This window comes from Streptomyces sp. NPDC058257 (assembly GCF_042881845.1).
Classification (GTDB): Bacteria; Actinomycetota; Actinomycetes; order Streptomycetales; family Streptomycetaceae; genus Streptomyces.
Window position 1 is genome coordinate 16,398 of the sequence record NZ_JBHVXJ010000004.1, and the last position, 25,906, is coordinate 42,303.

Here is a 25,906-nt window from a genome sequence, read left to right on the forward strand (position 1 = left end):
CGTCAATGGGTTGCGCGAGAGAACTTGTTAAGCGGTAAACGACAGGGGGCTACGGAGAAGGACGCCACGTCATCCGGAGGCCGAGGCACCAAGCGGATCCCGGGAATCCAGGGAGGGGGGCGCTCAGGAATCCGGTGAGCGCAGGACCCGCAGATGGCCGCGGCGCGCGACCTCCATCGGGTCCGCCCTGCGCGGGCCGCCGCCGGCCTCCGCCGTGCGCTCCTGCGGGCGGGCCGCCTCGCGCACCGCGTTGGCGAGCGCTTCGAGGTCGTCACCGCTGGGGCGGGCCGGGCCTGCGGAGTCGGCGAGGCGGACGACCTCCCAGCCGCGGGGCGCGGTGAGGCGCTCGGAGTGCTCGGCGCACAGGTCGTAACAGTGGGGTTCGGCGTAGGTGGCGAGGGGGCCGAGGACCGCGGTCGAGTCGGCGTAGACGTACGTCAGCGTCGCGACGGCGGGACGGCCGCAAGCGGTGCGCGAACAGCGACGTACAGGGCTCACGATGTTGGACGGTACCGCACTCTTGACCGGGCCGCGACGACTCCCCGCGAGCTCACCCCACCGTGTCGTGCCGTGACCCTCGCCACCACACGTTCGCGTGACGCCTCTCTGACCTGCGGTGACGCAAGAGACCTGAGTGACCAGTGGTGTTGAATCCGGACAGCAGTTGGCTCAAATCCCGTCATTCAACGCGGGATCGACGGCCCCGGAGAGATACGGAATCGGCCCCGAGCCTGGCCGGAACGGTCAGCGCGCGACATGTCGCGCGCCGTACGGAAGTCGTACAGAAGCAGTACGGAAGCCAGGCGGAAGCTGTGCGGAAACAGCGATCTCGAGGACTAGTCTTCGTCAGTGATGGACGACCCCGTAGAGCCCCCCACCACCGACCCGAGGCCCCGCCGCCGCGACCGCCACGGCAGGGGCATGCGCGGGCCCGTCGCGCCGCCCCAGGTGCCGCTCTCCGCCAGCCGCGCCGAGGTCTTCACCGACCTGGTGCAGGACTCCGTGGAACGGCTTGAACGGCGGTGGCCGCAGCTGAGCGAGGTCGATTTCCTCGTGCTCGAGGTTCCCACGCTGGGGCCGGGCGCGGGTTCGGGGCGGGCTTCGGGCGACGACGACTGGAGCGATGACGTCGTGCCGCTGGGCGGCATCGTCGAGGCCTCCGACGAGCGGCCCGCCCGGGTGGTCATCTACCGGCGCCCCGTGGAGATCCGGACCAAGGGGCGCGAGGAGCGGGCCGCGCTCGTCCACGAAGTGGTGGTCGAGCAGGTGGCCGAGCTGCTCGGGCTCTCGCCCGAGTCGGTGGACCCGCGGTACGGGGAGGACTGACCCCTCCCCCACCCCCGCCCGGCCGACCGGCCGACCGGCCGACTGACCGGGCGGCCGACTGACCGGGCGGCCGACTGACCGGGCGGCCGACTGACCGGGCGGCCGGGCTACTTCTGCAGCACCTTCAGGTCCTGTTCCGCCTGCGGCACCGACACCGTTCCCCTGTCGTCCGGCAGGGTCTGGATGGTGAACATGGGGATGCCGTCCTCCGGGTCCTCCAGCATGCGGGAGGCGTGGACATCGCCCCCCGACACCGGTTCCACCGTGAGTGCGTACGTGCCCTTGAGGCCGCTCGGGACGGGGGCCTTGACCCCCAGGGTCGTGCCGCCCTTGACCGTGTACGTCTTGCTCGTCGGCGTGCCGCCCTCGCTGCCCTCCGAGGCCGTGACCCTCACCTTGCCGGTCTTGCCGGGGGCGACGAGGGACAGCGTGGAGCCCTTGGCCCGGTTGTCGGCCACCGTCGCGCGCGTGCCGATCGCCTTCGTGGCCGGGATGAACGCCGTCTCCTGGTCGGCGCCCTTGCCCCGGGTGACGCGCAGGGCCGCCACCACCGGTGCCGCGTCCTCAGTGGGCGTAAGGATCAGGGATCCCGCCTCGCCCTTGGTGACGTCGTCCAGGTCGACCGCGCTCGTCATGCCGGACTTGACGTGCAGGTTCGCGTGTCCGGCCGGGCTGATCGAGCCGTTCGGCGAGGCCAGTTGGACCTTCAGGTCGGCGTCGTCGGCGCCGGGCGCGAAGGCCACGAGGCGTACGGAAGTGGCGTCCTTGGGGATGCCGGGCAGGACCACGCGGCTCGCGGGGTCCGCGGACGCGGGCAGCCAGTCGCCGCCGAGCTTGTCGTCCGATGACTGCACGGCGGCAGCGACCCGGCCGCTGCGCGCGGTCACGTGCATCGTGAGGTTGGTCTGCTCCTTGGGCGAGAGCGTGGAGAGCAGGACCGGCACGCTGGAGTGCGGCTGGACCTGGATCGCCTCGCCCACCTCGGTCTTGAGGGCGCCGTCCTTGCCGTACAGCTCGATGTCGACGACGGCCGCCGAGTCGTCCGGGTTGGTCAGGTGGACGTAGTCGCTGCGGCCCTTGGCGCTGCTCGCGCCCGGGAACCAGAAATCCGTGTCGGGCGCCGTGCAGTTCGCGCCCTGGAGGCCGCGACCGCTGCCCACGGAGTACTTGGTGGTCTGCTGGACGGTCCAGCCGGGGGCGAGCTTGCCGTCGGCTGTGCCCAGGAGCGCGGGTGAACTTCCCCCGGACTCCTCGCCGGTGACGGGCCTGCCCGGCGCCTTCGAGGCCAGGAAGGGCTTGACGGCCTTCTTCGTGTCCTTGCCGCCGCCCTTCGGAGCGTCCGTCAACTCCTTCGTCGCGGGCAGTAGTTCCGCCTTGCCCGCTTCGCCGGATTCCTCACCCTTGGGGGTGAAAGCCGTGTACGAGGTCTCGGCGAGGTCGGAGGAACTGGGCACCGGGCAGAGCAGGCTCGTGCGCTCGACGGGCAGCCGCGCGGCCGCCTTCGCGCCGTCGTCGCCGCTGCCCTCGGGCGCGTTGGCGACGGCGAATCCGGTGACGGCGGCGAGCGCGGCCACCGCGGCGATCAGGGACTGGGTCGAGCGGTTCACTGCTGGCTCCCGTCGGGGCGCTCACTGTCGGTGCCGTGCGGCGGCTGCGGGGGCTGTGGCGGCATCGGGGGCTGCTGCTGCCCGTACACGGGGTCGTACGGCTGGCCGTACTGCTCGCCGCCGCCCTGTACGCCTCCGTAGGCGTACGGGTCGTACTGGCCGCCCTGGTAGGGGTCCTGGTACGCCAACTGGTCGGCCTGGTCGTAGCCACCCGTCGGGTACTGCGCTTCCTGGTACTGCTGCTCGCCCTGGTACGTGCCGTAGTCGGCGCCCGCGTGGGCGGGCGCCTCCCACTCCTCGTACGACTGCTGCTGGGGAACCGCCGCGAAGGCCTCCTCCGGAGGAGGCGGTGGCGGGCCGGCGGCGTCCTGCCCGGCGTCCGCCTGGGTGGCTTGTGCGGCGTCCTGCTCGGCCTGTGCGGCGCGCAGCCTGCGGGCCCTGCGTCCCTCGCCCTCGGCGGGCTGGGCCGGGACGACGGGCTCGTCGGGGAGGTCGTCGTCCACCTGGCGGCGGCGTCCGGGAAGGGCCATGACCACCAGGACCACGGCGAGCGCGCCCTGTGCCCACAGCCATCCCGTGTGGCCCACGGGGGTGTCGTAGGTGACGTCCAGGGTGCCGCCCGACGAGGGCAGTTCGAAGCCCTGCGCCCAGCCGTCCAGCGTGGTCCTGGTCAGCGGGCGGCCGTCCAGGGTCGCCGTCCAGCCCTCGTCGGCCGCGTCGGCGAGCCGCAGGGTGCGCCCCTCGTCGCCCGCCGGGATGTGCGTGTGCAGCTCCACGGGGCCCGCGGCGACCGGCATGGGGTCGCCGGACCCGGGCACGATCGCGGCGCGCGAGACCTGCCGGTCCACGCGCCACAGGGCGCTGCCGTCCTCCTGGCTGAGCCGGGTGAGGCCGGGGGTGGAGTCCAGGGTCCGGCTCATCTGGCGGGGAGCGCCGTCGCGTACGAGGACATAGCGGACGGCGAAGCCACCGAGCTGGTCGGCCTGGTCGGCACCGGAGCCCGCGAGGAGCCGGGCGACGATCTTGTCGAGGCGCTGGTTGGAGCCGCCGGCCTCGGCGAGTTCGGCGTCACCGAGCCGGGCGCCCGAGCCGCGGACGAGGGTGTACGCGACCTGGGCGGGCGAGTCGCTGTCCAGGACGAGCGTGCGGGCCTGGTCCTGCGTGCCGCTCTCCTCGGCGACGAACGCGGGCACCTGCACCGGGTCGCGCCGCTCCATGGGGCCGTCGGCGCCGCGGATCATCCATCCGGCGGCGACGAGCAGCGGCCCCGCGGCCGCCGCGAAGGCGATGAGGACGGCGACCGGCTGGCGCCACCCGAAGCTCTGCTCGGCGACACGCGTGCGTGCGCCGTCGGCGCCGAGCGCGGCAGCGGCAAGGAGCGCGATGCCGTAGGCGAGGGTGGCGGGGCCCGCCCACGCCGAGTCGTTCGAGAGCACCGCGAAGACCAGCGCGACCAGCGCGGCGACCCAGGCGGTGCGGACGGCGAGCTGCCGCTCGGTGCGAAGGAGCGCGGCAAGGGCCGCGAGCACGATGCCGATGAGCAGCAGTCCGTCGACGGTCCCCGGACCGCCGGGGCTGCCCCCGAGCAGGTCGAGGCCGGTCGCGGAGCCGGCGCCGAACTCAAGACCGGCCTCACCGAAGAAGCCGAAGGGCAGCAGCGAGAGCGACCAGGGCGCGAGGATCAGGAGCGGGGTGCCCAGCGCGGCGAGGAAGCGAAGGCCGTACGCCATGATGTCGCGCCTGCGCACCACCAGGAGCGCGAGGCCGAGCACCAGGGCGATCGGCCACACGACCGGTGTGAAGGCGGTGGTGAGCGTCAGGAGCAGGGCGAACGCCCACGAGGCGCGCCAGCTCCCGCGGTTGCCCTCCGAAGAGGTCAGCCCGCTCGCCACGATGCCCGCGCGCGCCATGAGCGGCAGCAGGATCGCGAGGACGGCGGTGCCGATGCGCCCGCCCGCGAGCGCGCCCGTGGCGGCCGGCAGGAAGGCGTACACGACCGAGGCCCAGGCGCGCAGCAGGCGCGACTCGACCAGTGGCCGCGAGGCGAAGTAGGCGGCGAACCCGGCGAGCGGCACGGAGCCGACGAGGAGCACGGTGACCGCGAGCCCGGTGGATCCCAACAGCAGGGTGCTGAGCCCCGCGACGAGCGCGAGATAGGGCGGCGCCGACTGTGTGCCGCCCGTCCCCACGGGGTGCCAGGCATCCAGATAGCGGGCCCAGAGGGCGGAGGAGTCGCCGGGTGCGGGCAGCAGCGCGCCGCCCGCGAGGGCGCCGCCGCCGAGGAGTTCACGGCAGGCGATGAGCGAGGCGAAGAGCAGCACCACGAAGAGCATCGGACCCGGCTTGCGGGCCAGCCGCTTCAGGCGTGCGAACTGCTCGACCTGAAGGAAGTCGGCGTCGTCCCCGCCGGGACCGGATTCGACGGTTCCGTGCCGCCCCGCGCCGGTGACGGCCTCGGGGTCGGAGCGGCCGACGACATTGCCCGCGACCTGTTCGACCGTGGCGCGCACGGTGGCGCCGGGCGGCGGGAAGAGCGGCCGCATCTCGGCGGGTTCGAGCGCCGACTTGCCGCGCTTCTTGCGGGCGGCGGTGATCCGTCCGGGTCGAAGGAGCGTCCCCAGGAGACCGGCGACCTCGTCGACCGCCTGGCCCGGTACCTTGCCGACCAGATACGCGACGGTACGCAGCAGGGTGCCCACCACGAGCCGGATGAGCACCCAGGGCAGCACGGCCGTGCGGGCGTTGACGAGCAGGGTGTAGACCGCGCCCGCCTTGTCCACGCGGTGCGGCGACGTCGACGTACGACCGACGCAGTCGACGGTGCGGCGCTCGCGCGAGGAGGCCTCGGCGTGCCGGACGACGGCTTCGGGGGCGACGAGTACGCGGTGGCCCGCGTTCTGGGCGCGCCAGCACAGGTCGACGTCGTCCCGCATGAGCGGAAGGCGCCGGTCGAACCCGCCGAGCTCGTCGAAGACGTCACGCCGGATCAGCATGCCCGCGGTGGACACCGAGAGGACGGGCCGTACGTGGTCGTGCTGGCCCTGGTCCTGTTCGCGGCGGTCGATGCCGGTCCAGCGGCGGCCGCTGTTGGCGATGGAGACGCCGACTTCCAGGAGTTGGCGGCGGTCGTACCAGCCGCGCAGCTTGGGGCCGACGATCGCGACGTCCTTGCCGATCTCGCGTTCGTTCTCCACGACGCGGAGCAGTTCCAACAGGGCGCCGGGGTCGGGCGCGCTGTCGTCGTGCAGCAGCCAGAGCCACTGCTCGGGTTCGCCGTGCGGCAGCTCCGGCAGGTCGTAGTTGTCGTCGCGCCAGGTCCGGCTGACCGGGTCCCAGCCGCTGGGGCGCTTCAGATAGGGCAGCTCTTGCGGAGTCAGCACACCGGCGATGCGGTTCGCCTCGTCGACGGCGGTGCCGAAGCCGGAGCGCCGGGCCAGGTGCAGGACGCGGTCGGGGCCGAGCGCCTCGGTGACCAGGCGCGCGGAGTCGTCCGCGCTGCCGGTGTCCGCGGCCACGGCGTTCTGCACCGGGCGCTCCTGGCCGAGCAGGCCGGCGAGGGCGTCGGGCAGCCAGCGGGCGCCGTCGTGGGAGACGATCACGGCGGTGACGACGTGCCGCGGGAACTCAGGGGCGGCAGCGTCGTGGTGACTGGCTGCCGTATGGCTGTGCACGGACATCGAGGTACGGGCCCCGGTTCGATGGACTGCGGTGGACGCCTGCGCTTCATGGGGGCGCCGGGGCGTCTCGGACGGGGCCCCACACTAACGGCTGGCATCACGACAGCCCGCCGCCTGTGGATGACCCACGGGCGACGGGCTGTTCCTTACGTAGGGGTGTGTGCCGATTGTTCGGGCGGTACGGGCTCGTGTTCGCGCTCTCCTGTTGGCGCGACAGCGGCTCGTGTTCGCGCGGAACTGGCCCGCGTTCAGACGGCGGCCTTCTTCAGGCGGCGGCGTTCGCGCTCCGAAAGGCCACCCCAGATGCCGAACCGCTCGTCGTTCGCCAATGCGTACTCAAGGCATTCCGAGCGAACCTCGCAGGCGAGGCAGACCTTTTTGGCCTCTCTCGTGGAACCGCCCTTCTCGGGGAAGAAGGACTCGGGATCGGTCTGGGCGCACAGCGCGCGCTCCTGCCAGCCGAGTTCCTCGTCCGCGTCCTCGACCAGCAGTTCCTGAACCAGCTCGGTCATGTGCGCCCCTCGTCTGTCTGTCGTCCCCGTGGTGCTTGCCGTTTCCGGTTTCGGCTGAACGACACGAGTGAAATTACAAGTGTGCCGATCCGCGGCAGTCAAGCCGAGATCTGCTATTGGGTCCCTTATTCACCCTGCGGAACCAAGCTAATGCGGAAAGTGTTCAAATCGGCATAAACACTGACACTTGCCAGTGGCCTGTCCCGGGGCACCCCGCATGCACCCCGCGACCCCCTCACCAGGGAAGGACGCCACGGGGATCGGCCCCGTTGCGATCACCCCGCAGAAGCGAAGCGGATCACATTCGGGTCACAGGATCACAGCGGGGTTTACGAGCCGGTGGAAGCACGATGTGCCGGTGTGTCCCCTGGGTGTCCCGTGCATCCGGTGCACAAACCTTTCACCTGAGAGAACAACCGGATGAGGTGAAACATATCCCACATACCGGACATAGAGTTGACAGGGAAGGTGTGAGCCGATGTCCTAGTGGGCATGCTCGCAAACTTGGCACTCTCGACGACCCGCACCAGCGGGCTCCTCGGTGCTGTCCACGCGCGCTGTCGCTGTTCCTGTTCCAGCTGTTGAGCCATACCGCTTCCAGCTGTTGAGCCCGCTCCGGCGCTTCGTCGCCCGAGCCCCCCTGAAGCAGAGCCTCTTCGGCTTGTTCGAGCTCCTCCGGCTCAGCTCCTCCCCGCTCAGCTCCTCCCCGCTCAGCTCCTCCCCGCTCCACCTTCCCTCGCGACACCCCAGCACTCACGTTGAGGAACCACCGCACCATGAACAGCGACAGCGACCTCCAGATCGCCGGCGACATCCTCGAAGTCACGCACCTCCTGCAGCCCGCCCGCGAGCACCCGGCCACCGTGGCCGAGTTCGTCGGCCTGGCACGCACCATCGCGGCCGACCGCGCGCAGTGGGCCCACCTCGTCGAGTACGACGCGACGAGCCGCTGGTACCACCGCCTGCGCACCGGGCCCGGATACGAGGTCTGGCTGCTCTCCTGGGTGCCCGGGCAGGGCAGCGGCCCGCACGACCACGGCCGCTCCTGCGGCGTACTCACGGTCCTGGAGGGTGAACTGACGGAGCGTACGGAGCGCGGGCAGCGCGCGCTCGGCGCCGGGGTCCAGCGCGTGTTCGCGCCCGGGTACGTGCACGACGTCGGCAACGACTCCCTCGAACCGGCCGTCAGCCTGCACATCTACTACCCCGGCCTGACCGACATGCCGATGCACGCGGCGCAGTGCGGCGTGCGGGCCACCGCTCCGGCCGCCGGAGATGTCGTAACCGCCTGACGCGCTGTCGTACGTGCCTGACATGCTTGGGCCCATGCGCATTGTGGTCCTGGCCGGCGGTATCGGCGGCGCCCGTTTCCTCCGCGGGCTCAAGAAAGCCGCGCCTGACGCGGACATCACTGTCATCGGCAACACCGGTGACGACATTCACCTGTTCGGGCTCAAGGTCTGCCCCGACCTCGACACCGTGATGTACACGCTCGGCGGCGGCATCAACGAGGAGCAGGGCTGGGGGCGTACGGACGAGACGTTCAAGGTCAAGGAAGAACTCGCCGCGTACGGGGTCGGGCCCGAGTGGTTCGGCCTCGGCGACCGGGACTTCGCCACGCACATCGTGCGGACGCAGATGCTCGGCGCCGGGTTCCCGCTCAGCGCGGTGACGGAAGCACTCTGCGAGCGGTGGCAGCCCGGTGTGCGGCTCATCCCGATGTCGGACGACCGCGTCGAGACGCATGTCGCCGTCACGGTCGACGGCGAGCAGAAGGCCGTGCACTTCCAGGAGTACTGGGTGCGGCTCCGGGCGTCCGTGGACGCGCACGCCGTCGTGCCGGTCGGCGCGGACCAGGCCAAGCCCGCGCCCGGCGTCCTGGAGGCGATCGCCGACGCGGACGTCGTGATCTTCCCGCCGTCCAACCCCGTGGTGAGCGTCGGGACGATCCTCGCCGTGCCGGGGATCCGCGAGGCCATCGCCGACGCGGGCGTGCCCGTCGTCGGGCTCTCCCCCATCGTCGGGGACGCTCCGGTGCGGGGCATGGCCGACAAGGTGCTCGCCGCGGTGGGCGTGGAGTCGAGCGCCGCCGCGGTCGCCGAGCACTACGGGAGCGGGCTGCTCGACGGATGGCTCGTCGACACGGTGGACGCGGGGGTCGTGGAGCGGGTCGAGTCGGCGGGGATCCGGTGCCGGGCGATTCCGCTGATGATGAGCGATGTCGACGCGACCGCCGAGATGGCGCGTGCGGCGCTCGCCCTCGCGGAGGAGGTGCGGGCGTGAGTGCTTCATCCGATGCCGTTGGCATCGCCGGTGCCGGGGCTTCACCGTCGTTCCGTGTGTGGGCCGTTCCCGGGCTGCCCGAGGTGCGGCAGGGGGACGATCTCGCCAAGCTGATCGCCGCCGCCGAGCCGGGGCTCGCCGACGGTGACGTACTCCTTGTCACCTCGAAGATCGTCAGCAAGGCCGAGGGGCGGATCGTCGAGGCGAACGACCGCGAGGCGGCCATCGACGCGGAGACGGTGCGGGTCGTCGCGCGGCGCGGGACCCTGCGCATCGTCGAGAACCGCCAGGGCCTGGTGATGGCCGCCGCCGGTGTCGACGCATCGAACACGCCGTCCGGGACCGTGCTGTTGCTGCCCCAGGACGCCGACGCCTCCGCGCGCGCGGTGCGGGACGGGCTGCGGGACGGGCTGGGCGTGGACGTCGGGGTCGTGGTCACGGACACCTTCGGGCGACCCTGGCGCAACGGCCTTACCGATGTCGCCATCGGGGCCGCGGGCGTACGGGTCCTCGATGATCTGCGGGGCGGGGTGGACGCGTACGGCAATCCGCTGAGCGCGACCGTCGTCGCCACCGCGGACGAGTTGGCCGCCGCCGGGGACCTGGTGAAGGGGAAGGCCGCGGGGCTGCCGGTCGCGGTGGTGCGTGGGCTGCCGCATGTCGTCGGCGGGAGCGGCGGGAGCGGGGAGTCCGACGGGAGCGGGGAGTCCGGCGGGCCCGATGAAGGGGCCCGGGTCATGGTGCGGAGCTCGCAGGACGACATGTTCCGGCTCGGGACGTCCGAGGCCGTGCGGGAGGCGGTGACGCAGCGGCGGACCGTCCGGGAGTTCACGGACGAACCGGTGGACCCCGGGGCCGTGCGGCGGGCCGTGGCGGCGGCGGTGACCGCGCCCGCGCCGCACCACACGACGCCGTGGCGGTTCGTCCTCCTTGAGTCCGAGGAGTCGCGGGTGCGGCTGCTCGACGCGATGCGGGACGCCTGGGTCGCGGACCTGGAGCGGGACGGGAAGTCCGCCGACTCCGTCGCCAAGCGGGTGCGGCGGGGGGACGTGCTGCGCAACGCCCCTTACTTGGTGGTGCCTTGTCTTGTCATGGACGGATCCCACACGTACGGGGACGAGCGCCGGGACGCGGCGGAGCGGGAGATGTTCGTGGCCGCCGCGGGGGCCGGGGTGCAGAACTTCCTGGTCGCGCTCGCCGGGGAGCGGCTGGGCTCCGCGTGGGTTTCGTCGACGATGTTCTGCCGGGATGTCGTACGGGACGTGCTCGGGCTTCCGGGGTCGTGGGATCCGATGGGGGCTGTGGCTGTGGGGCATGCGGCGGCTGAGCCTGGCGCTCGGGCCGCGCGGGATGCGGAGGACTTCGTCCAGGTGCGGTAGCTCGCCGGGGGCGTTGGGGGGCTTGGGGGCTGGGGGGGCTGGGGGGCTCAGCTGCGGCTCTGCGCTTGGCTGCGGGCGCGTGGAGGCTTGGCGCGCCGTTCCCCGCGCCCCTGACGGGGGCGCCCGGCTTCGTCGGGTGCGGGTCTGGTGTGGTTGCTCGCGCCGTTCCCCGCGCCCCTTACGGGGCTGGTTGTTCGCGGTGCTCCTCGTGTCCGTTACGGGCCGACCCGCTCCGTCGGCTGCGGGCGCGTGGGGGCTTGGCGCGCCGTTCCTCGCGCCCCTGACGGGGGCGCCCGGCTTCGTCCGGTGCGGGTCTGGTGTGGTTGCTCGCGCCGTTCCCCGCGCCCCTTACGGGGCTGGTTGTTCGTGGGGTTCTTGGCGTCCCTTACGGAGTCAGAGTCTGGCTATGTCCGTCTTTGGCATTTTTGGGGTTCTGCGGGACGGGGTGCGGCCGCTCAGGAGGATGAGGCGGGCCGCTCGGTGGCGTTGGCCCTCGTAGGGGGTGAGGAGGCGCAGCATCTCCTCGTCGTCCGCCTCGCGGTTGCCCGACAGCGCGTAGCCGACGATTCCCGGCAGGTGGAGGTCGCCCACCGTGACCGCGTCCGGTGCGCCGTTGCTCCGCTGGATCGTCTCCGCCGACGTCCACGGGCCGATGCCCGGGATCAGTTCCAGGCGGGCCTGGGCCTTGAGCGGCTCCATCGCCGCCGCCTCCTCCATGCGCCCGGCGACCCGCGTCGCCCGCAGGATCGTCGACGCGCGTTTGTCGTCCACTCCCGCCTTGTGCCACTCCCAGGACGGGATCAGGGTCCAGGTCCTGGGGTCCGGCATGACGTGCATGCGGAGCTGTGCGGGGACCGGGCCCGGGGCCGGTTCGCCGTACTTGCGGACCAGCAGGCGCCACGCGCGGTACGCCTCGTCCGTCGTGACCTTCTGTTCCAGGATCGACGGGATCAGGGACTCAAGGACCAGGCCCGTGCGGATCAGGCGGAGGCCTGGGCGGCGGTGCGCTGTCGCCGCGAGGAGGCGGTGTCGGGGGGTGAAGTCCTCCGGGGTGTCCGCCTCACCGAGAAGGTGCGGGAGCTGGTCCAGGAGCCAGGTGGCTCCAGGGCCCCAGGCCTCCGCCTCCACCGTGTCCGCGCGCAGGGCCACCCTGAGTGTGCCGGGGCCCTGCGGGGTGCGGCTGGCCCGCCAGGCCGAGCCGTCGGGGGTCGCGCGGAACGTGGGATCCGCCGGGCCCCTGCGGAGGGGGCCCAGGGTCAGGCCCAGGTTCAGGGGGTGGGGCGGGGTCCAGGTGCGGGTGCCGGCCGCTGTGGTCTGGCGGGGCTTGCCCCCGGGGATCGCCGTTTCGCCGCCGCGCACTGTGGTGCGGGTGGGGCGTGGGGCGAAACGGGATGACATCTGTACGAGGGTAGGGGCTTTTTTGTCCCCTACCCCGCCCCTTCCCGAAAACCCGCTCCGGCGCGGGAGCCCTGCTTACCGATTCACCGGCTTTACCGAGTTCGGCCTCAAACGCCGGACGGGCTGGATCTCATTGGTCCGACGAGAACCTGACCGCCCCCGCCGGGACCCTCGCCCCGCACCACACCCGTACGCCGTCGCGCAGTTCGTTGTCGGCGCCGACCTCCGCGCCGTCGCCGATCACCGCGCCCGCGAGGACCGTACGTGCGCCCACCCTCGCGCCCGCGCCGACCAGTGAGTCGGTGATCACCGCGTTGGGTTCGACGACCGCGCCCGCCAGGACCGTGCTGCCGTCCACCCGTGCGCCCTCGCCGACCACCGCGTCCTCGCCGACGACCGAGCCGCCGGTGAGCTTGGCGTCCGGGGCGACCGTGGCCGTGGGCAGGATCAGGCGGTCGCCGCAGCGGCCCGGGATCGCGGGGGACGGGGCGCGGCCGAGGACCAGGTCCGCCGAGCCGCGCACGAAGGCCTGGGGCGTGCCCAGGTCCAGCCAGTACGTGGAGTCGACCATGCCCTGGAGGTGGGCCCCGGAGGCGAGGAGGTCCGGGAACGTCTCACGCTCCACGGAGACCGGGCGGCCTGCCGGGATGGTGTCGATGACCGAGCGCCGGAACACGTACGCGCCCGCGTTGATCTGGTCGGTGACGATCTCCTCGGGGGTCTGCGGCTTCTCCAGGAAGGCCTGCACCCTGCCCGTCCCGTCGGTCGGCACGAGGCCGTAGGCGCGGGGGTCGTCGACCTTCGTGAGGTGCAGCGAGACGTCCGCTCCCGACTCCTCGTGCGTGGTGACCAGGGCCCGGATGTCCAGGCCCGTGAGGATGTCGCCGTTGAAGATCAGGACCGGGTCGTCGGGTCCTGATCTCAGGCGTGATGCCACGTTGCGGATCGCGCCGCCCGTGCCCAGGGGCTCGGTCTCCGTGACGTACTCGATGTGGAGGCCGAGCTCCGAGCCGTCACCGAAGTACGGCTCGAAGACCTCGGCGAGGTACGAGGTCGCCAGGACGATGTGCTCCACGCCTGCCGCGCGTGCCCGCGCCAGCTGGTGGGTGAGGAACGGGACGCCTGCCGCCGGAACCATCGGTTTGGGGGTGTGCACCGTGAGCGGACGCAGCCGGGTGCCCTTGCCGCCGACCAGGAGGATCGCTTCTGTCACCTGTCGTCTCTGCTTCCTGCTGGGGCCGGCCGAACTTGAGTCGCGGCCGGCCAGTGTATGCAGATGGCTTTGCAGATCGTGCAGCGTGCTGTGCGGGTCGTGCGGTGTGCCACGGACTCAGCGGCCCTGGTAACGGGCCGAGGCGGACCGGGCCTTGCCCAGCTTCTTGTACAGGCGAATACCGGGGCATTCCGTGGCGAAGCCGTCACGGTGCCCGGAGATCACATGGAGCCGGACGTTCCTGCCTTTCTTGTACAGATTGCCACCCCCGGACTTCAGATATGTCGATCCTCGCGGGTTCGCGCCGTACAGGCCGAGCTTCCAGGCGGTCAGCCTGGCGATCGCGTTCACGACGGCTGCGGGCGGGTTGGAGTAGCCGAAGCTGCCGAGGACGGCGATGCCCGTGCTGTTGGTGTTGAAACCGAGAGTGTGGGCCCCGAGGACGGGCTTGGCCACACCTCCGGCACGCCCTTCGTAGATGTTTCCGCACTTGTCGACGGCGAAGTTGTAGCCGAAGTCACGCCAGCCGAGGCTCTTGACGTGATAGCGGTAGATGCTGCGCAGAACGGATCCCGCCTGCGAGCAGCTGTAGTTGTTGCCGGACGCGCTGTGGTGCACGAAGGCCGCCTTCACCGTCTTCGTGTACGCGAACTTCTTCTCGCGGAGCTTCTCGCTCGCGCCCCAGCCCTTGCGCGTGATGATGCGCGGCCGGGGGCCCACGTAGGGCCTGGCCTTCCCCGCCGCCTCAGGTCCGCCGCGGGACGCGATGAGGTCGGACTCCGTCTTCTTCTTGCTGAGCGCGGGGATGACGTCCGCGCCGAGCGGGGCGAGGTCGGTGTTGACCGCGGAGGCGGCTGCGGTCTCGGCGGTCAGGTTCGTGGCGGCGGCGCCCTTGGGCCGGGAGCCCTGCGGGGGCGGCTCGGCGCCGGGGTCGACGAGTTCGAGGCGCAGGCCCGCAGGAAGGGCCTGCGCCGCGGGAGACTCGGCGGCCGCCCGGTGCTCCACCGTCTCACCCCGCTGCCGCGCCGCCTGTCCCCCCTGCCGCGCCGGCTCACTCCGCTGTTCCGGCGCCTCTCCCCGGACGCGGATCTCGACGCCGTCCGAGGCGCCCACCCACAGGGGCGCCGTGGAGCCGCGGGTCTTGCCCGAAGCCCGTTCCTCGGCGTCCGGGTCGGCCGCGTGCTCGTGGTTGTGCGTCTCCACGGGCTGCCAGGCGGACCAGGTGCCGGTGCCGCTCGCACGTGTGCGGACCTGGACGCTGCCGTGCAGTTCGTCGTCCGGGTCGTCCCAGATGACGCCGACGAGGGAGAAGGGCTTGACCTCTCGCTTGAGCAGGCCCTGTTCGCGGGACGCGCCGCCGCCCTGGGAGCGGTCGGAGCCGAGTGAGGTGAGCGGGAGGGACTGGGTGCCGCCCGGGACCGATTCCGCGGATCGCTGGGACGGCGACTGGGGGGCCGGGGTCACGGCGAGGGCGCCGGACGACGGCAGGGCGAGGGGGAGCGCCAGGGCGGCCGCGCACGTGACGCCGATCGAAGAAGCTACAAATCCACGCATACGTCTGATAGTCCGCGCTCCCGAACATATCTGTCCATTGGGGAATTGACGGACCGTCGGTTCGTGTCCGCCGAACCGGTGGCCCGCGCTCCCCCGCCACGCCCGGGGTCACCAGGGCACGCGCGTACCCTTGCGCCCGTGAACGCCATCGACCGCACCCCTGCCGACCTGCTGCGATCCGCGCTCGCCGCGGACCCGGGCCGCCCACTGATCACCTTCTACGACGACGCCACCGGTGAGCGCGTCGAATTGTCCGTGGCCACCTTCGCCAATTGGGTGGCCAAGACCGCCAACCTGCTCCAGGGAGATCTCGCCGCCGAGCCGGGCGACCGGCTCGCGCTGCTGCTTCCCGCGCACTGGCAGACGGCGGTCTGGCTGCTCGCCTGTTCGTCCGTCGGTGTCGTCGCGGACGTGGGCGGCGACCCGGCCGGTGCCGACCTCGTCGTCAGCGGCCCTGAAACGCTCGACGCGGCGCGGGCCTGCTCCGGGGAGCGGGTCGCGCTCGCGCTCCGGCCGCTCGGCGGGCGCTTCCCGCAGGCTCCCGAGGGCTTCGCCGACTACGCGGTCGAGGTACCGAGCCAGGGCGACCGTTTCGCTCCGTACGCTCCTGTCGGGCCGGACGAGCCCGCCGTCGCCGTCGGCGGTGCCGGCGAGCTGACGGGGGCACAGCTGGTGGAGCGGGCCCGCGCCGACGCCGACGCGCTGGGGCTCGCACCCGGCTCCCGACTGCTCTCGGGCCGGTCGTACGACACCTGGGAGGGCCTGAGCTCCGGCCTGTACGCCCCGCTGGCGGCCGGCGGCTCCGTGGTGCTCTGCCGCCACCTCGGCCGGCTCGCCGACGACGGCCTCGCCAAGCGCGTCGAGGACGAGCGGGTCACCGCCACCGTCCCCGCCCCGGCGAAGTAGCCGCCCCCCTCCGTCCCCCGTTCGGCTCACACGAGCCCCCGGCCCGCAGGCCCCCGGCGTCCCGTCGGTCCATGGTCGTAAGACGCACCATGCACCGACGTCGCTATGAGGGGTGGACGTACACGTGTCCGACACCGCAGGCCCGCCCGCCGGACCGGAGCGCCCGGACCCGGACGGCGCACCGCCTGAGCCGCCGGCCACGTACGCACCCGGCGCGGGGTCGAGCCCCACGGGTGAGGGCGTGGCCCGGCGCAGGCGGCGCTGGCTGCGCTGGACGGCCATGGGAGCGGCCGGGCTCGTGCTGGTCGCCGGGGGCGCCGGGTGGGCGGTCTACAAGAAGCTCGACGGCAACATCACCAAGGACACCGACGCCGCGGCGGAGCTGGCGCGCTACGACAAGGAACGCCCGACGGCGCTGGTGCACGGCGCGCAGAACATCCTGCTCATCGGCTCCGACACCCGGGCCGGGCGGGGCAACAAGAAGTACGGGCGCGATCCGGGGACCCAGCGCTCGGACACCACGATCCTGCTGCACCTCGCGGCCGACCGGAAGAGCGCGACCGCGGTGTCGATCCCGCGGGACGTGATGGTGGACCTCCCCCGCTGCCGCAAGAGCGACGGGTCGCGGACGCGGGCGCAGTTCGCCCAGTTCAACTGGGCCTACGAGTTCGGCGGGACGGCCTGCACCATCCGTACGGTCGAGAAGATGACGAAGATCCGCGTCGACCACCACATGGTCGTGGACTTCGCCGGGTTCAAGGACATGGTCGACGCCGTCGACGGCGTACAGGTCTGTCTCAAGCGGCCCATCAACGACACCGACGCCCATCTGAAGATCGCCGCGGGCAGACAGACCCTCAGCGGCGAGCAGGCGCTCGGCTATGTGCGGGCCCGCAAGAGCATCGGCAACGGCAGTGACACCGACCGGATGGACCGCCAGCAGCAGTTCCTCGCGGCACTCGTCAACAAGGTGCAGAGCAATGACGTCCTGCTCAATCCGGCGAAGCTCTACCCGGTTCTCGACGCGGCGACTTCTTCGTTGACGACCGACCCGGCACTGGCGAGTTTGCGTGGTTTGTACGAACTGGTGCGCGGCATGCGCAACATCCCCACAGAACAAGTGCAGTTCCTCACCGTGCCCCGGCGGTCCTATGTCTACGACGCCAATCGGGATGAACTCGTCGAGCCCGCGGCGGACGAACTTTTCACCCGGCTCCGAACAGACGCGCCCCTTCAAGTGAGCCGCGAAGAACCCAAGACCTCGCCCAGCGAGGAACAGGCGGATGGCGCTCATGACGGGGCCGACACCTACGAGGGCTCGGCCGACCACGAGGACTCGGACGGCTACGACGACTCCGATGCCGACGGGAGCGACGAGAAGCCGGGCGACCCTTCTCAATCGCCGAGTCCCGCCCCCACTTTCCGGGGCAACACGGCTGCCGGAACGACCTGCGAGTAAAGCCATGCTCAAGCGCAAGACCGCCTGCACAAAGAAATAGGGCGGATTGCCCAGTTGTATGGGAGTGGAATGTGTCACCGACGTCGTTCAGCGCTGAACTGGCCGGATAGTGTGAGCGATCCGGTGCGCCCGGCCCTTCAAGCCGCGCACCGTTGAACGACTGACCGAGCGCCTTACTTGAGGGGGGAAAGGCGCCGCGTGGCCCCGACGGAGGACGCAGACAACCGTGGACGCGCAAGGCCGTGGGCGGGCGGAGAACATCGACCCCGCAGACCAGTGGGTACTCAACCCGGACACCGGCGATTACGAACTGCGACTGAGCCCTTCCGGAGGGCAGTCGGCAGTGCCTGGACCCCGCAGATCACAGCGGTCCTCGCCACGCCAGGGAACGCGCGGCCGTGAAGGCCGACGCGACGGGCGCCGTGATGAGCGTGATGAGCAGCGCGATGTGCCGCCGCAGCGCAGACGCCGGGCTCCGCAGCCGGAGGCCGCGGCCGGACGGCGCAAGCAGAAGCCCCGGAAGTCCAAGAGCAAGAAGGTCCTGATGTGGACGGCCGGCTCGCTCGCCCTCGTCCTGGTCGGCGGGGGTGTCAGCGCGTACCTCTACTACGAGCACCTCAACGACAACATCAACTCGATCGCCGACGACGGCGCGAGCACCGGCGGCTTCAGCAAGGACCGCGCCATCAACATCCTGGTGATGGGCACGGACAAGCGCAGCGGCGCGGGCAACGAGAAGTACGGCGACAAGGGAAGTGTCGGTCACGCCGACACGACGATCCTGCTGCACGTCTCCAAGGACCGTACGAACGCCACCGCGTTGAGCATTCCGCGTGACATGATCACGGACATTCCGGACTGCCCGACGACGATGGAGGACGGCAGCAAGAAGACGATCTCCGGCTCTCAGAACGTCCGCTTCAACGAGAGCCTCGGCCAGAGCGACCGCACGCCCAGCTGCACCATGCGTACGGTCACCGAGATCACCGGGATAGTCCCCGACCACTTCATGGTGGCCGACTTCAACGCCGTGAAGACGCTCTCCAGCGCGGTCGGCGGCGTGGACGTCTGTCTGGCCAAGGACATCGACGACCCGGACTCGCACCTGAATCTGCCCGCGGGCAAGCACACCATCGAGGGCGAGGAGGCGCTGGCGTTCGTCCGCACGCGTCACTCCGTGGGCACCGGCGGCGACTTGAGCCGCATCGAGCTGCAACAGCAGTTCCTCAGCTCGCTGATGCGCAAGCTGAAGTCGAACGACACGCTGACCAGCCCGACGAAGATGATAAAGCTGGCCGAGGCGGGCACCGATGCGCTCTCGGTCGACTCCAAGATCGCGGACATCATGAAACTCCGCGACCTGGGCATGGAGCTCGGCAAGCTCGACATGAAGAACCTGACCTTCGCGACCGTGCCCGTGATCGACAACCCGGCGGAGAAGGTCCACACCACCGTCGTCGTGAACGACGCCAAGGCCGACCCGCTCTTCTCCATGATGCGCGCCGACGAGTCGCTGACCGCGGTGAAGAAGAAGGAGAAGAAGGAGAAGGCGGAGGTCGCGGCGCGCCTCAAGGGCAGCAAGTCCGCCGCCTCCGACGTGCGGGTCAACATCTACAACGGCAGCGGCAAGACCGGCGCCGCTCAGGCAACTCTCACGTACTTGCAGAACACTGAGGGCATGTCCAAAGCGAGCCAGCTCGGCAACGCGCCGTCCGACCTCAAGAAGACGACGCTGGAGTACGCCCCCGACCAGGCCGACGAGGCCCGGCGGCTCGCCGACGTCATGGGGCTCTCCGGCTCCGCGATGAAGCCCGGCAAGAGCGAGAAGAACTCGCAGGGGCTCCCCGCCATCAAGCTGACGCTCGGCGGCGACTTCAAGGGGGCCGGGGTTTCGATCAGCGCTCCGTCGAAGGCGCCGGAGGACATCCAGAAGGTTGAAGCCGACAAGACTGTGTGTGCCAAGTGACCTGAAGCGGCCATTCTGCGTCTAACAAGGCGCAGGATGGCCGTAATTCGGGGTGGCGCGGGGAGCGCCGGTAGCGCGGGGAGGGGCAGGGGATGGGGAAGAGCAGCGTGCGTGGGGAGGGAGCGCGAGAACGCGCTCCGCACGCCAGTGATCTTGGCTTGGAAGGGGGCCCGGCACCCGAGGGTGCTGGGCACTCGACGGACGGCGCAGGTCACAGGCATCGCCATGGGGGTGGCGGCCGGGCTCCGCGTCCGAGAAGACGCCGGATACTCCGCTGGTCGGCGACGATTCTCTCGGTGCTGATACTCGGCACGGCCGGCGCCGGGTATCTCTGGTACCAGCACTTGAACAACAATCTGAAGACCGACGATCTGAACCTCGGCGAGGACCGGGCTCCCGAGCCCACGCCGAACGCGGCGGGCCAGACCCCGTTGAACATCCTCCTGATCGGCTCGGACGCGCGGGACTCCAAGGAGAACCAGAAGCTCGGCGGCGCCAAGGAGACCTTCGGCGGCACACCGCTCGCCGATGTGCAGATGCTCCTGCACCTGTCGGCCGACCGCACGAACATGTCGGTCATCAGCATGCCGCGCGACACGCTGCTCTCCATACCCAAGTGCACCGACCCGGACGACGGCAAGGTCTACGAGGCCTCGACGCAGCGGACGATGACGAACCAGACGCTCGGCCGCGGCGGCCCCGGCTGCACGGTCGCCACCTGGGAGAAGCTCACCGACATCCACATCAACCACTTCATGGAAGTGGACTTCTCGGGTGTGGTCGACATGGCCGACGCCATCGGCGGCGTACCGGTCTGTGTGGACGCCAACATCCACTCGCGCGACAGCCAGGGCCACGGATCGGGCCTGAAGCTCGAAAAAGGCACCACCGACGTCAAGGGCAAGCAGGCCCTGCAGTGGCTGCGCACCCGCTACGGCTTCGACGGCGGCACCGACATCAGCCGGGCCAAGGCCCAGCACATGTACATGAACTCACTCGTGCGGGAGCTGCGCGAGAACGCCGGTCTGGGCAGCCCCAACAAGCTGCGCAAGCTCGCCGAGACGGCCACGAGCGCGCTCAAGGTCGACGACGGCCTCGGCACCGTCAAGAAGCTCTTCGACCTGAGCAACGAGCTCAAGAAGGTCTCGCCGGACCGGACCACGATGACGACCATGCCGTTCGAGTACGTGGGCGCGCGCGTGATCCCCAAGCCGGGCGACGCCGAGCAGCTCTTCCGTCTCGTACGCGACGACATCTCACTGGACGGCAAGGGCAAGAAGAAGCCCGCCAAGGAGAAGGTCTCGGACGATCCGGCGGCCGACGACGGCGAGATCGCGGTGCAGGTGCGGAACGGCACCCGCACGGACGTGGAGCCCCCGGTCAGCGGGCGCGCGAGCGCGGTCACCCAGATCCTCGCGGGGAAGGGCTTCACCAAGGCGACGGCCGACATGACGTCGGCTCTCGCGCAGGAGAAGACCGTCATCAGGTTCCCGAGCGCCGACCTGGAGGGCGACGCTCAGAGGGTCGCCAAGTCCCTCGGCATGAAGCTGAGTTCGGTGAAGAAGTCGACGGACGTCTCCGGGGTCACCCTGGTCGTCGGTGCCGACTGGCGGGAGGGGAACGCCCCTCCCAGGTCGAAGCAGGACGACAAGACGCCGGACTCGGCCGAAGCGCTCAACGGCTCGGACAAGAAGGCGTGCATGCACGTCGATCCGAATTTCACCTGGGAGTGAGCGTCCCCGCTCGTCCGGCTGTGCTCAGGCCTCGCTGAGCACAGCCGGACGCCGGGAGGCGATGACCCTCTTGGCGAGCGAGCGCGGGCTGGTCAGGAAGCCCCAGCCCCACGACATGTGCATGGTCGCGAGCGCCACCGGGACCTGGAGCCGCGCCTTCAGCGGAAGCCCCTTGCCCGCGGGCAGCGAGCCCGCCGCGATCGCCGCGAGGTACCCGGCGGGGACGACGAAGCCCCAGGGCGTGACCAGGGCGCCCACCACGACCCCCGCCGCGATCGCGCAGACGGCGGTCGGCGGCGCGAGGTAGCGCAGGTTGATGGAGCCCTCGTGGTAGCGGGCGACGACGTGCCGCCAGCGGCCGTAGTCCTTGTACTGCTTGGCGAGCGCCTTCACGCTCGGCCGCGGGCGGTACTGCACCTTCAGCTCGGGCGAGAACCAGATGAGGCCGCCCGCCTCGCGGATACGGAAGTTCAGCTCCCAGTCCTGGGCGCGGATGAACTCTTCGTTGTAGCCGCCCTGCTGTTCGAGGGCCGCGCGGCGGAAGACACCCAGATACACGGTCTCCGCCCGCTGGGCCTCGCCGCCGGTGTGGAAGGCCGCGTTGCCCACGCCGATCTTCGATGTCATGGCGGCGGCGACCGCGTGCTCCCAGTCGTTCTCGCCCTCGGCGTGCATGATGCCGCCGACGTTCTGCGCGCCGGTCTCCTCCAGGAGGCGTACGGCCGTCGCGATGTAGCCGGGCGACAGGATGCCGTGGCCGTCCACGCGCACCACGATCGGGTGACTCGATGCCTTGATGGCGGCGTTCAGGGCCGCGGGCGTGCGCCCCGTGGGGTTCGGGACGGTCTGCACCCTCGCGCGGTGTCCCGCGGTCTCGGCGACCAGTTCGGCGGCGATCTCGTCCGTGCGGTCCGTGGAGGGACCGAGCGCGACGACGACCTCCATCTCACCGTCGTACTCCTGCTCGAGGATCGCGGAGACGGCAGCACGCAGGTGCCGCTCCTCGTTGAGCACCGGCATGATCACGGATACGGCAGGAAGCTGCACGTCGGGGGTCGCGTTCATCGGCGCCACGTTACCGCGAATGGGGGACACCGGCGCGCGCCGCCCGGCCTGCTGCCCGGGGTCGCAGATCGTATGGGCCTACGGTTCTCGCATTCCCCGGCCCATCGACACTCCCCCCACCCGTCCCGGCCAGGTCCGTCACCGCGGAGGTGTCCCTTCACGTGCCCACACCGCCCCGCCGCTACCCCACCCCGCCATCGCGTGAGCCCCGCCCGCCACGAGCGAGGCAGCCCGCGCAGCAGCCCACGGGCAGGCCGGTCAAGCAGCGCAGGCGGCCACGCTGGGTCACGCGGGCGGCGACGGGGTTCTCCGTGGCGGTGCTCGCGGCGGCCGGGATCGGGCACGGCGTCGTCTCCAGCCTCGACACCGGGATCGACCGGGTGGACGCCTTCAAGGACATGAAGAACCGGCCGAAGGCGGGCAACGGCATGAACGTCCTGCTCGTCGGCACCGACGGCCGGGACAAGATCACCGATGCGGACAAGCAGAAGTACCGCCTCGGCGGAGCGCCCTGCCACTGCACGGACACGATCATGATCGTGCACATCTCGGAGGACCGGGACCGCGCGAGCGTCGTCAGCCTGCCCCGGGACAGCTATGCCGAGATGCCCGAGCACGTCGACCAGAACTCCGGCGACAAGCACAAGTCGCATCCGGTCAAGATGAACGCGGCGTACGCGGAGGGCGGCCCCAACCTCACCGTGCGGACCGTCGAGAACATGACGAAGGTCAAGATCGACCACTATCTGGAGGTCGACTTCACCAGCTTCATGAAGACCGTGGACGTGCTCGGCGGCGTCGAGATCTGCACGGCCCGCCCGCTGAAGGACTCGTACACCGGACTCGATCTGGCCGTCGGCACGCACACGCTGAACGGTGGATCCGCGCTCCAGTACGTCCGCACACGGCACGTCGACGGCACGTCCGACCTGGGGCGGATGCGCCGCCAGCAGCGGTTCCTCGCGGCGCTGATCTCCAAGGCGACCGGCAGCGGGGTGCTCCTGAACCCGCTCAAGTTCCGCGACGTGACCAGGACGCTGCTCAGCTCGGTCCGGGCCGACAGCGGCTTCGGCACGAACGAGATGCTCTCCCTGGGGCGGGCGATGCGCGGCTTCTCGCCGCGTTCGTCGGAGTTCACCACGGTGCCGCTGCTCAGCAAGGGTGTGATGGTGCCGGGCATCGGGTCGACGCTGAAGTGGGATCCGAAGAAGTCCACGAAGCTCTTCGACGCCCTGCGCGCGGACCGTCCCCTCGCCGCGCACCACGCCAAGAAGGCCATCGTCGACGTCTCGCCGCAGCAGATCCGGGTGCAGGTCGAGAACGCCACGGGCACGCCGGGCCTGGGCAAGCGGGTCGACAGCGCGCTGCGGTCCACCGGCTTCCGGACGTCGCGGGACCCGGGCAATTGGCCGGGCGCCGCCCTCAAGCGCACGGTGGTCGCGTACGACCCGCGCTGGGACCGCTCGGCGAAGTCCCTGGCGACGGCGCTGCCCGGCAGCCTGATGAAGGCCGTGAACGGGCAGGGCGCGACCCTGAAGGTGTTCGCGGGCCAGGACTTCAAGCAGGTCAGGGCGGTTCGGGCGGAGGACGCCTATCAGGGCGAGTTCGGGGCCATGACCGGCGACCAGGTGGTGTGCCAGCGGTAGGACGGGCAGCGGCAGGACGGGCGCGCGCGCCGCTCAGTCGTCGAGGCCCTCGGCGGCACGCGCCTGCCGCAGCTCCTTGATGGCCCGGCGCCGCGCCAGACGGTGCGTGCGCCGGATCTGCGCCTCCTGATACCGGCGCCGGTCCCGCCCGGTCTCCGGAAGCACCGGCGGCACGCCCCGCGGCTTGCCGTCCGCGTCGACGGCGGCGAAGACGAGGTACGCGGAGCCCACCTGCTGGGCGGGCGTCGACTCGTTCCAGCGCTCGGCGAGTACCCGCACGCCGACCTCCATGGAGCTGCGCCCCGTCCAGTTGACCTGCGCCTTCACATGGACGAGGTCACCGACCCGCACCGGCTCCAGGAAGGCCATCTCGTCCATGGACGCGGTGACCGCGGGCCCGCCCGAGTGCCGCCCGGCGACGGCCCCCGCCGCGTCGTCCACCAGTTTCATGATCACGCCACCGTGCACCGTTCCGAGGAGGTTGGTGTCGGCGTGGGTCATGATGTGGCTGAGAGTCGTGCGGGACGCCGAGGTCGGCTTGCCCGGAATCTCCGATTCCGCATCAGGGGCCAGGTCTGTCATGGGCTCCACCCTATGTCGGACGTATGTCCGGGCCGCGCCCGACTGCTTTGCATCAGATCTGCAACAGCCCTGAACCGAAATCCCGCCTGCCCTGTGAGGCACGTACGCGGAGACGGCACACTGGTCCACATGAGCGATTGGCCTGATGACCAGGGCAACGGCCGAGGATATGGCCGTGGCAGCGGGAGCACGCAGCCTGAGGGCGCCCGCAGGATGCGGCATGTCCAGCGCGGCGGCCCCTCCGGCCGACCGGGCCAGCAGCCGGGGGGCGGTGTACCGCAGCAGCCGTCGTACGACGACGGGCAGGGCCAGCGGTACGGCGACGCGCGCGACGAGATGTTCGAGCCCCGCGCCTCCCGCCAGGACGGGTACGACAGCGGTTACAACACCGGCCAGGTCTACGGCGGCGCCCCGAACGGCCAGGGCAACGGCGGACAGGGCGGTCAGGGCGGCGGCGACGGGTACGGCACCCGCGCACCCCGCCCCGCCCCGAACTGGCGGCGCCGCATCAAGATCGGCTCGATCACCTTCGTCGTGCTGCTGGTCGTGGTCTCCGTGACCACGTACTTCTGGGCCGACTCCAAGCTCAAGCGCGAGGTCGACCTCTCCAAGGTCATCGAGCGCCCCGACGGCGGCGACGGCACGAACTACCTCATCGTCGGCTCCGACAGCCGCGAGGGCATGACCGCCGAGGACAAGAAGAAGCTCCACACGGGCTCGGCCGAGGGCAAGCGCACGGACTCGATGATGATCCTGCACGTCGCGGACGACGGCGGGAACACGATGATCTCGCTGCCCCGCGACTCGAACGTGACGATCCCCAGCTTCAAGGGCGCCGAGTCCGGCAAGCTCTACCCGAACCAGGGCCGTCAGACGAAGCTGAACGCGGCGTACGCGGAGGACGGCCCCGAATTGCTCGTCCGCACCATCGAGTACAACACCGGCCTGCGGATCGACCACTACGCCGAGATCGGCTTCGGCGGCTTCGCCAAGATCGTGGACGCGGTCGGCGGCGTGGAGCTCGACATTCCCAAGGGCTTCAAGGACGAGAAGTCCGGCGCCGACTTCGAGGCGGGCAAGCAGACCCTCGACGGCCAGCAGGCCCTGGCCTTCGTCCGTACGCGCTACGCCCTGCCGGGCAGCGACCTGGACCGCACGAAGAACCAGCAGAAGTTCCTCGCGGCCCTGGCCAACCAGGCGGCCACGCCGGGGACGGTCCTCAACCCGTTCAAGCTCTACCCCACGATGGGCGCGGGCCTGGACACTCTGGTCGTCGACAAGGACATGGGCCTGTTCGACGTGGCGTCCATGTTCTGGGCGATGAAGGGCGTCACCGGCGGCGACGGCAAGTCCATGAACATGCCGCTCGCGGGCTCGACCGGCGGCAACCTCCTGTGGGACAAGGCCAAGGTCAAGCAGATGGTCTCCGAGCTGAACAACGACGAGAAGGTGACCGTCTCGGGCGGCTGAGCGTTTCGCTCGTACGTCTCGGGCGGCTGAGCGTTTCGCTTGTACGTCTCGGGCGGCTGAGCGTTTCGCTTGTACGTCTCGGGCGCCTCCTACGTTCTACGTCTCCCAGGTTCCTACGTCTCGTACGTCA

The 25,906-nt window shown here is 70.8% G+C and carries 19 protein-coding genes; 10 read left to right on the forward strand and 9 right to left on the reverse strand.

Annotation, left to right across the window (positions count from 1 at the left end):
• Positions 1 to 123: 123 nt before the first annotated feature.
• Complete coding sequence (locus ACFVXC_RS12560; protein ID WP_389904498.1) at positions 124 to 498, reverse strand: DUF3499 domain-containing protein; 375 nt, start codon at positions 496 to 498, stop codon at positions 124 to 126.
• A 354-nt stretch (positions 499 to 852) separates the two neighbouring features.
• Between ACFVXC_RS12560 and ACFVXC_RS12565 the strand changes: the two genes are divergently transcribed.
• Entirely contained in the window at positions 853 to 1,326 is a 474-nt protein-coding gene (locus ACFVXC_RS12565; RefSeq protein ID WP_389904500.1) for a metallopeptidase family protein, read from the forward strand.
• A gap of 107 nt (positions 1,327 to 1,433) precedes the next feature.
• Here ACFVXC_RS12565 and ACFVXC_RS12570 read toward each other — a convergent pair whose 3' ends face one another.
• The 3 genes from ACFVXC_RS12570 to ACFVXC_RS12580 form a co-directional block, all read right to left on the reverse strand.
• Positions 1,434 to 2,933, reverse strand: a complete 1,500-nt coding sequence (locus ACFVXC_RS12570) for a DUF5719 family protein (protein WP_389904501.1) — start codon at positions 2,931 to 2,933, stop codon at positions 1,434 to 1,436.
• Positions 2,930 to 6,610, reverse strand: coding sequence for a glycosyltransferase family 2 protein (locus tag ACFVXC_RS12575; protein WP_389904503.1), 3,681 nt, complete (start codon positions 6,608 to 6,610; stop codon positions 2,930 to 2,932). The genes ACFVXC_RS12570 and ACFVXC_RS12575 overlap by 4 nt, the downstream gene beginning before the upstream one ends.
• A gap of 248 nt (positions 6,611 to 6,858) precedes the next feature.
• Positions 6,859 to 7,122 carry a WhiB family transcriptional regulator gene (locus ACFVXC_RS12580; RefSeq protein ID WP_016642094.1) on the reverse strand — a complete coding sequence of 88 codons (264 nt, stop codon included), beginning with the start codon at positions 7,120 to 7,122 and terminating at the stop codon, positions 6,859 to 6,861.
• 776 nt (positions 7,123 to 7,898) lie between these two features.
• Between ACFVXC_RS12580 and ACFVXC_RS12585 the strand changes: the two genes are divergently transcribed.
• From ACFVXC_RS12585 to ACFVXC_RS12595, 3 genes are read left to right on the forward strand one after another with little or no spacing between them, the layout of a single operon-like run.
• A complete protein-coding gene (locus tag ACFVXC_RS12585) occupies positions 7,899 to 8,414 on the forward strand; it encodes a cysteine dioxygenase (RefSeq protein WP_389904505.1) in 516 nt (171 codons plus the stop codon).
• A 34-nt stretch (positions 8,415 to 8,448) separates the two neighbouring features.
• Positions 8,449 to 9,405, forward strand: coding sequence for a 2-phospho-L-lactate transferase (gene cofD / locus ACFVXC_RS12590; protein WP_389904508.1), 957 nt, complete (start codon positions 8,449 to 8,451; stop codon positions 9,403 to 9,405).
• Positions 9,406 to 9,428: 23 nt separating this feature from the next.
• Positions 9,429 to 10,784: a coenzyme F420-0:L-glutamate ligase gene (locus ACFVXC_RS12595; RefSeq protein ID WP_389905271.1), complete on the forward strand. Its 1,356-nt coding sequence runs from the start codon at positions 9,429 to 9,431 to the stop codon at positions 10,782 to 10,784.
• 393 nt (positions 10,785 to 11,177) lie between these two features.
• Here ACFVXC_RS12595 and ACFVXC_RS12600 read toward each other — a convergent pair whose 3' ends face one another.
• From ACFVXC_RS12600 to ACFVXC_RS12610, 3 genes are all read right to left on the reverse strand, one after another.
• Positions 11,178 to 12,182: a DNA-3-methyladenine glycosylase family protein gene (locus ACFVXC_RS12600; protein WP_389904509.1), complete on the reverse strand. Its 1,005-nt coding sequence runs from the start codon at positions 12,180 to 12,182 to the stop codon at positions 11,178 to 11,180.
• A gap of 130 nt (positions 12,183 to 12,312) precedes the next feature.
• Positions 12,313 to 13,395, reverse strand: coding sequence for a sugar phosphate nucleotidyltransferase (locus tag ACFVXC_RS12605; RefSeq protein ID WP_389904512.1), 1,083 nt, complete (start codon positions 13,393 to 13,395; stop codon positions 12,313 to 12,315).
• A gap of 117 nt (positions 13,396 to 13,512) precedes the next feature.
• Positions 13,513 to 14,949, reverse strand: a complete 1,437-nt coding sequence (locus ACFVXC_RS12610; RefSeq protein WP_389904515.1) for a peptidoglycan recognition protein — start codon at positions 14,947 to 14,949, stop codon at positions 13,513 to 13,515.
• Between the two features lie 138 nt (positions 14,950 to 15,087).
• Here ACFVXC_RS12610 and ACFVXC_RS12615 point away from each other — a divergent pair, with 138 nt between their 5' ends.
• The 4 genes from ACFVXC_RS12615 to ACFVXC_RS12630 all read left to right on the forward strand — a co-directional run bounded on the left by ACFVXC_RS12615 (position 15,088) and on the right by ACFVXC_RS12630 (position 21,013).
• Positions 15,088 to 15,855: a TIGR03089 family protein gene (locus ACFVXC_RS12615; RefSeq protein ID WP_389904517.1), complete on the forward strand. Its 768-nt coding sequence runs from the start codon at positions 15,088 to 15,090 to the stop codon at positions 15,853 to 15,855.
• A gap of 124 nt (positions 15,856 to 15,979) precedes the next feature.
• Positions 15,980 to 17,314 carry an LCP family protein gene (locus ACFVXC_RS12620; protein ID WP_389904519.1) on the forward strand — a complete coding sequence of 445 codons (1,335 nt, stop codon included), beginning with the start codon at positions 15,980 to 15,982 and terminating at the stop codon, positions 17,312 to 17,314.
• A 226-nt stretch (positions 17,315 to 17,540) separates the two neighbouring features.
• Positions 17,541 to 19,280, forward strand: a complete 1,740-nt coding sequence (locus tag ACFVXC_RS12625) for an LCP family protein (RefSeq protein ID WP_389904520.1) — start codon at positions 17,541 to 17,543, stop codon at positions 19,278 to 19,280.
• A gap of 92 nt (positions 19,281 to 19,372) precedes the next feature.
• Positions 19,373 to 21,013 carry an LCP family protein gene (locus ACFVXC_RS12630; RefSeq protein ID WP_389904522.1) on the forward strand — a complete coding sequence of 547 codons (1,641 nt, stop codon included), beginning with the start codon at positions 19,373 to 19,375 and terminating at the stop codon, positions 21,011 to 21,013.
• 24 nt (positions 21,014 to 21,037) lie between these two features.
• Here ACFVXC_RS12630 and ACFVXC_RS12635 read toward each other — a convergent pair whose 3' ends face one another.
• Positions 21,038 to 22,078, reverse strand: coding sequence for a glycosyltransferase family 2 protein (locus ACFVXC_RS12635; RefSeq protein WP_389904523.1), 1,041 nt, complete (start codon positions 22,076 to 22,078; stop codon positions 21,038 to 21,040).
• Between the two features lie 161 nt (positions 22,079 to 22,239).
• On the opposite strand from ACFVXC_RS12635, the gene ACFVXC_RS12640 reads away from it, so the two are divergent.
• Complete coding sequence (locus ACFVXC_RS12640; RefSeq protein ID WP_389904525.1) at positions 22,240 to 23,724, forward strand: LCP family protein; 1,485 nt, start codon at positions 22,240 to 22,242, stop codon at positions 23,722 to 23,724.
• A 33-nt stretch (positions 23,725 to 23,757) separates the two neighbouring features.
• On the opposite strand, the gene ACFVXC_RS12645 is transcribed toward ACFVXC_RS12640, so the two are convergent.
• On the reverse strand, positions 23,758 to 24,306 hold the full coding sequence (locus tag ACFVXC_RS12645) for an acyl-CoA thioesterase (RefSeq protein WP_389904528.1): 549 nt from the start codon (positions 24,304 to 24,306) through the stop codon (positions 23,758 to 23,760).
• Positions 24,307 to 24,435: 129 nt separating this feature from the next.
• Here ACFVXC_RS12645 and ACFVXC_RS12650 point away from each other — a divergent pair, with 129 nt between their 5' ends.
• Positions 24,436 to 25,776, forward strand: a complete 1,341-nt coding sequence (locus tag ACFVXC_RS12650; protein ID WP_389904530.1) for an LCP family protein — start codon at positions 24,436 to 24,438, stop codon at positions 25,774 to 25,776.
• The last annotated feature ends 130 nt before the right edge of the window (positions 25,777 to 25,906 follow it).

Bases quoted from the DNA above. Each gene is read 5' to 3' on its own strand.
- ACFVXC_RS12600 (WP_389904509.1), bottom strand. From the start codon at position 12,182: ATGTCATCCCGTTTCGCCCCACGCCCCACCCGCACCACAGTGCGCGGC.
- ACFVXC_RS12630 (WP_389904522.1), top strand. From the start codon at position 19,373: ATGGGGAAGAGCAGCGTGCGTGGGGAGGGAGCGCGAGAACGCGCTCCG.
- ACFVXC_RS12635 (WP_389904523.1), bottom strand. From the start codon at position 22,078: ATGAACGCGACCCCCGACGTGCAGCTTCCTGCCGTATCCGTGATCATG.
- ACFVXC_RS12610 (WP_389904515.1), bottom strand. From the start codon at position 14,949: ATGCGTGGATTTGTAGCTTCTTCGATCGGCGTCACGTGCGCGGCCGCC.
- ACFVXC_RS12645 (WP_389904528.1), bottom strand. From the start codon at position 24,306: ATGACAGACCTGGCCCCTGATGCGGAATCGGAGATTCCGGGCAAGCCG.
- ACFVXC_RS12650 (WP_389904530.1), top strand. From the start codon at position 24,436: ATGAGCGATTGGCCTGATGACCAGGGCAACGGCCGAGGATATGGCCGT.
- ACFVXC_RS12575 (WP_389904503.1), bottom strand. From the start codon at position 6,610: ATGTCCGTGCACAGCCATACGGCAGCCAGTCACCACGACGCTGCCGCC.
- cofD (WP_389904508.1), top strand. From the start codon at position 8,449: ATGCGCATTGTGGTCCTGGCCGGCGGTATCGGCGGCGCCCGTTTCCTC.
- ACFVXC_RS12565 (WP_389904500.1), top strand. From the start codon at position 853: ATGGACGACCCCGTAGAGCCCCCCACCACCGACCCGAGGCCCCGCCGC.
- ACFVXC_RS12585 (WP_389904505.1), top strand. From the start codon at position 7,899: ATGAACAGCGACAGCGACCTCCAGATCGCCGGCGACATCCTCGAAGTC.
- ACFVXC_RS12580 (WP_016642094.1), bottom strand. From the start codon at position 7,122: ATGACCGAGCTGGTTCAGGAACTGCTGGTCGAGGACGCGGACGAGGAA.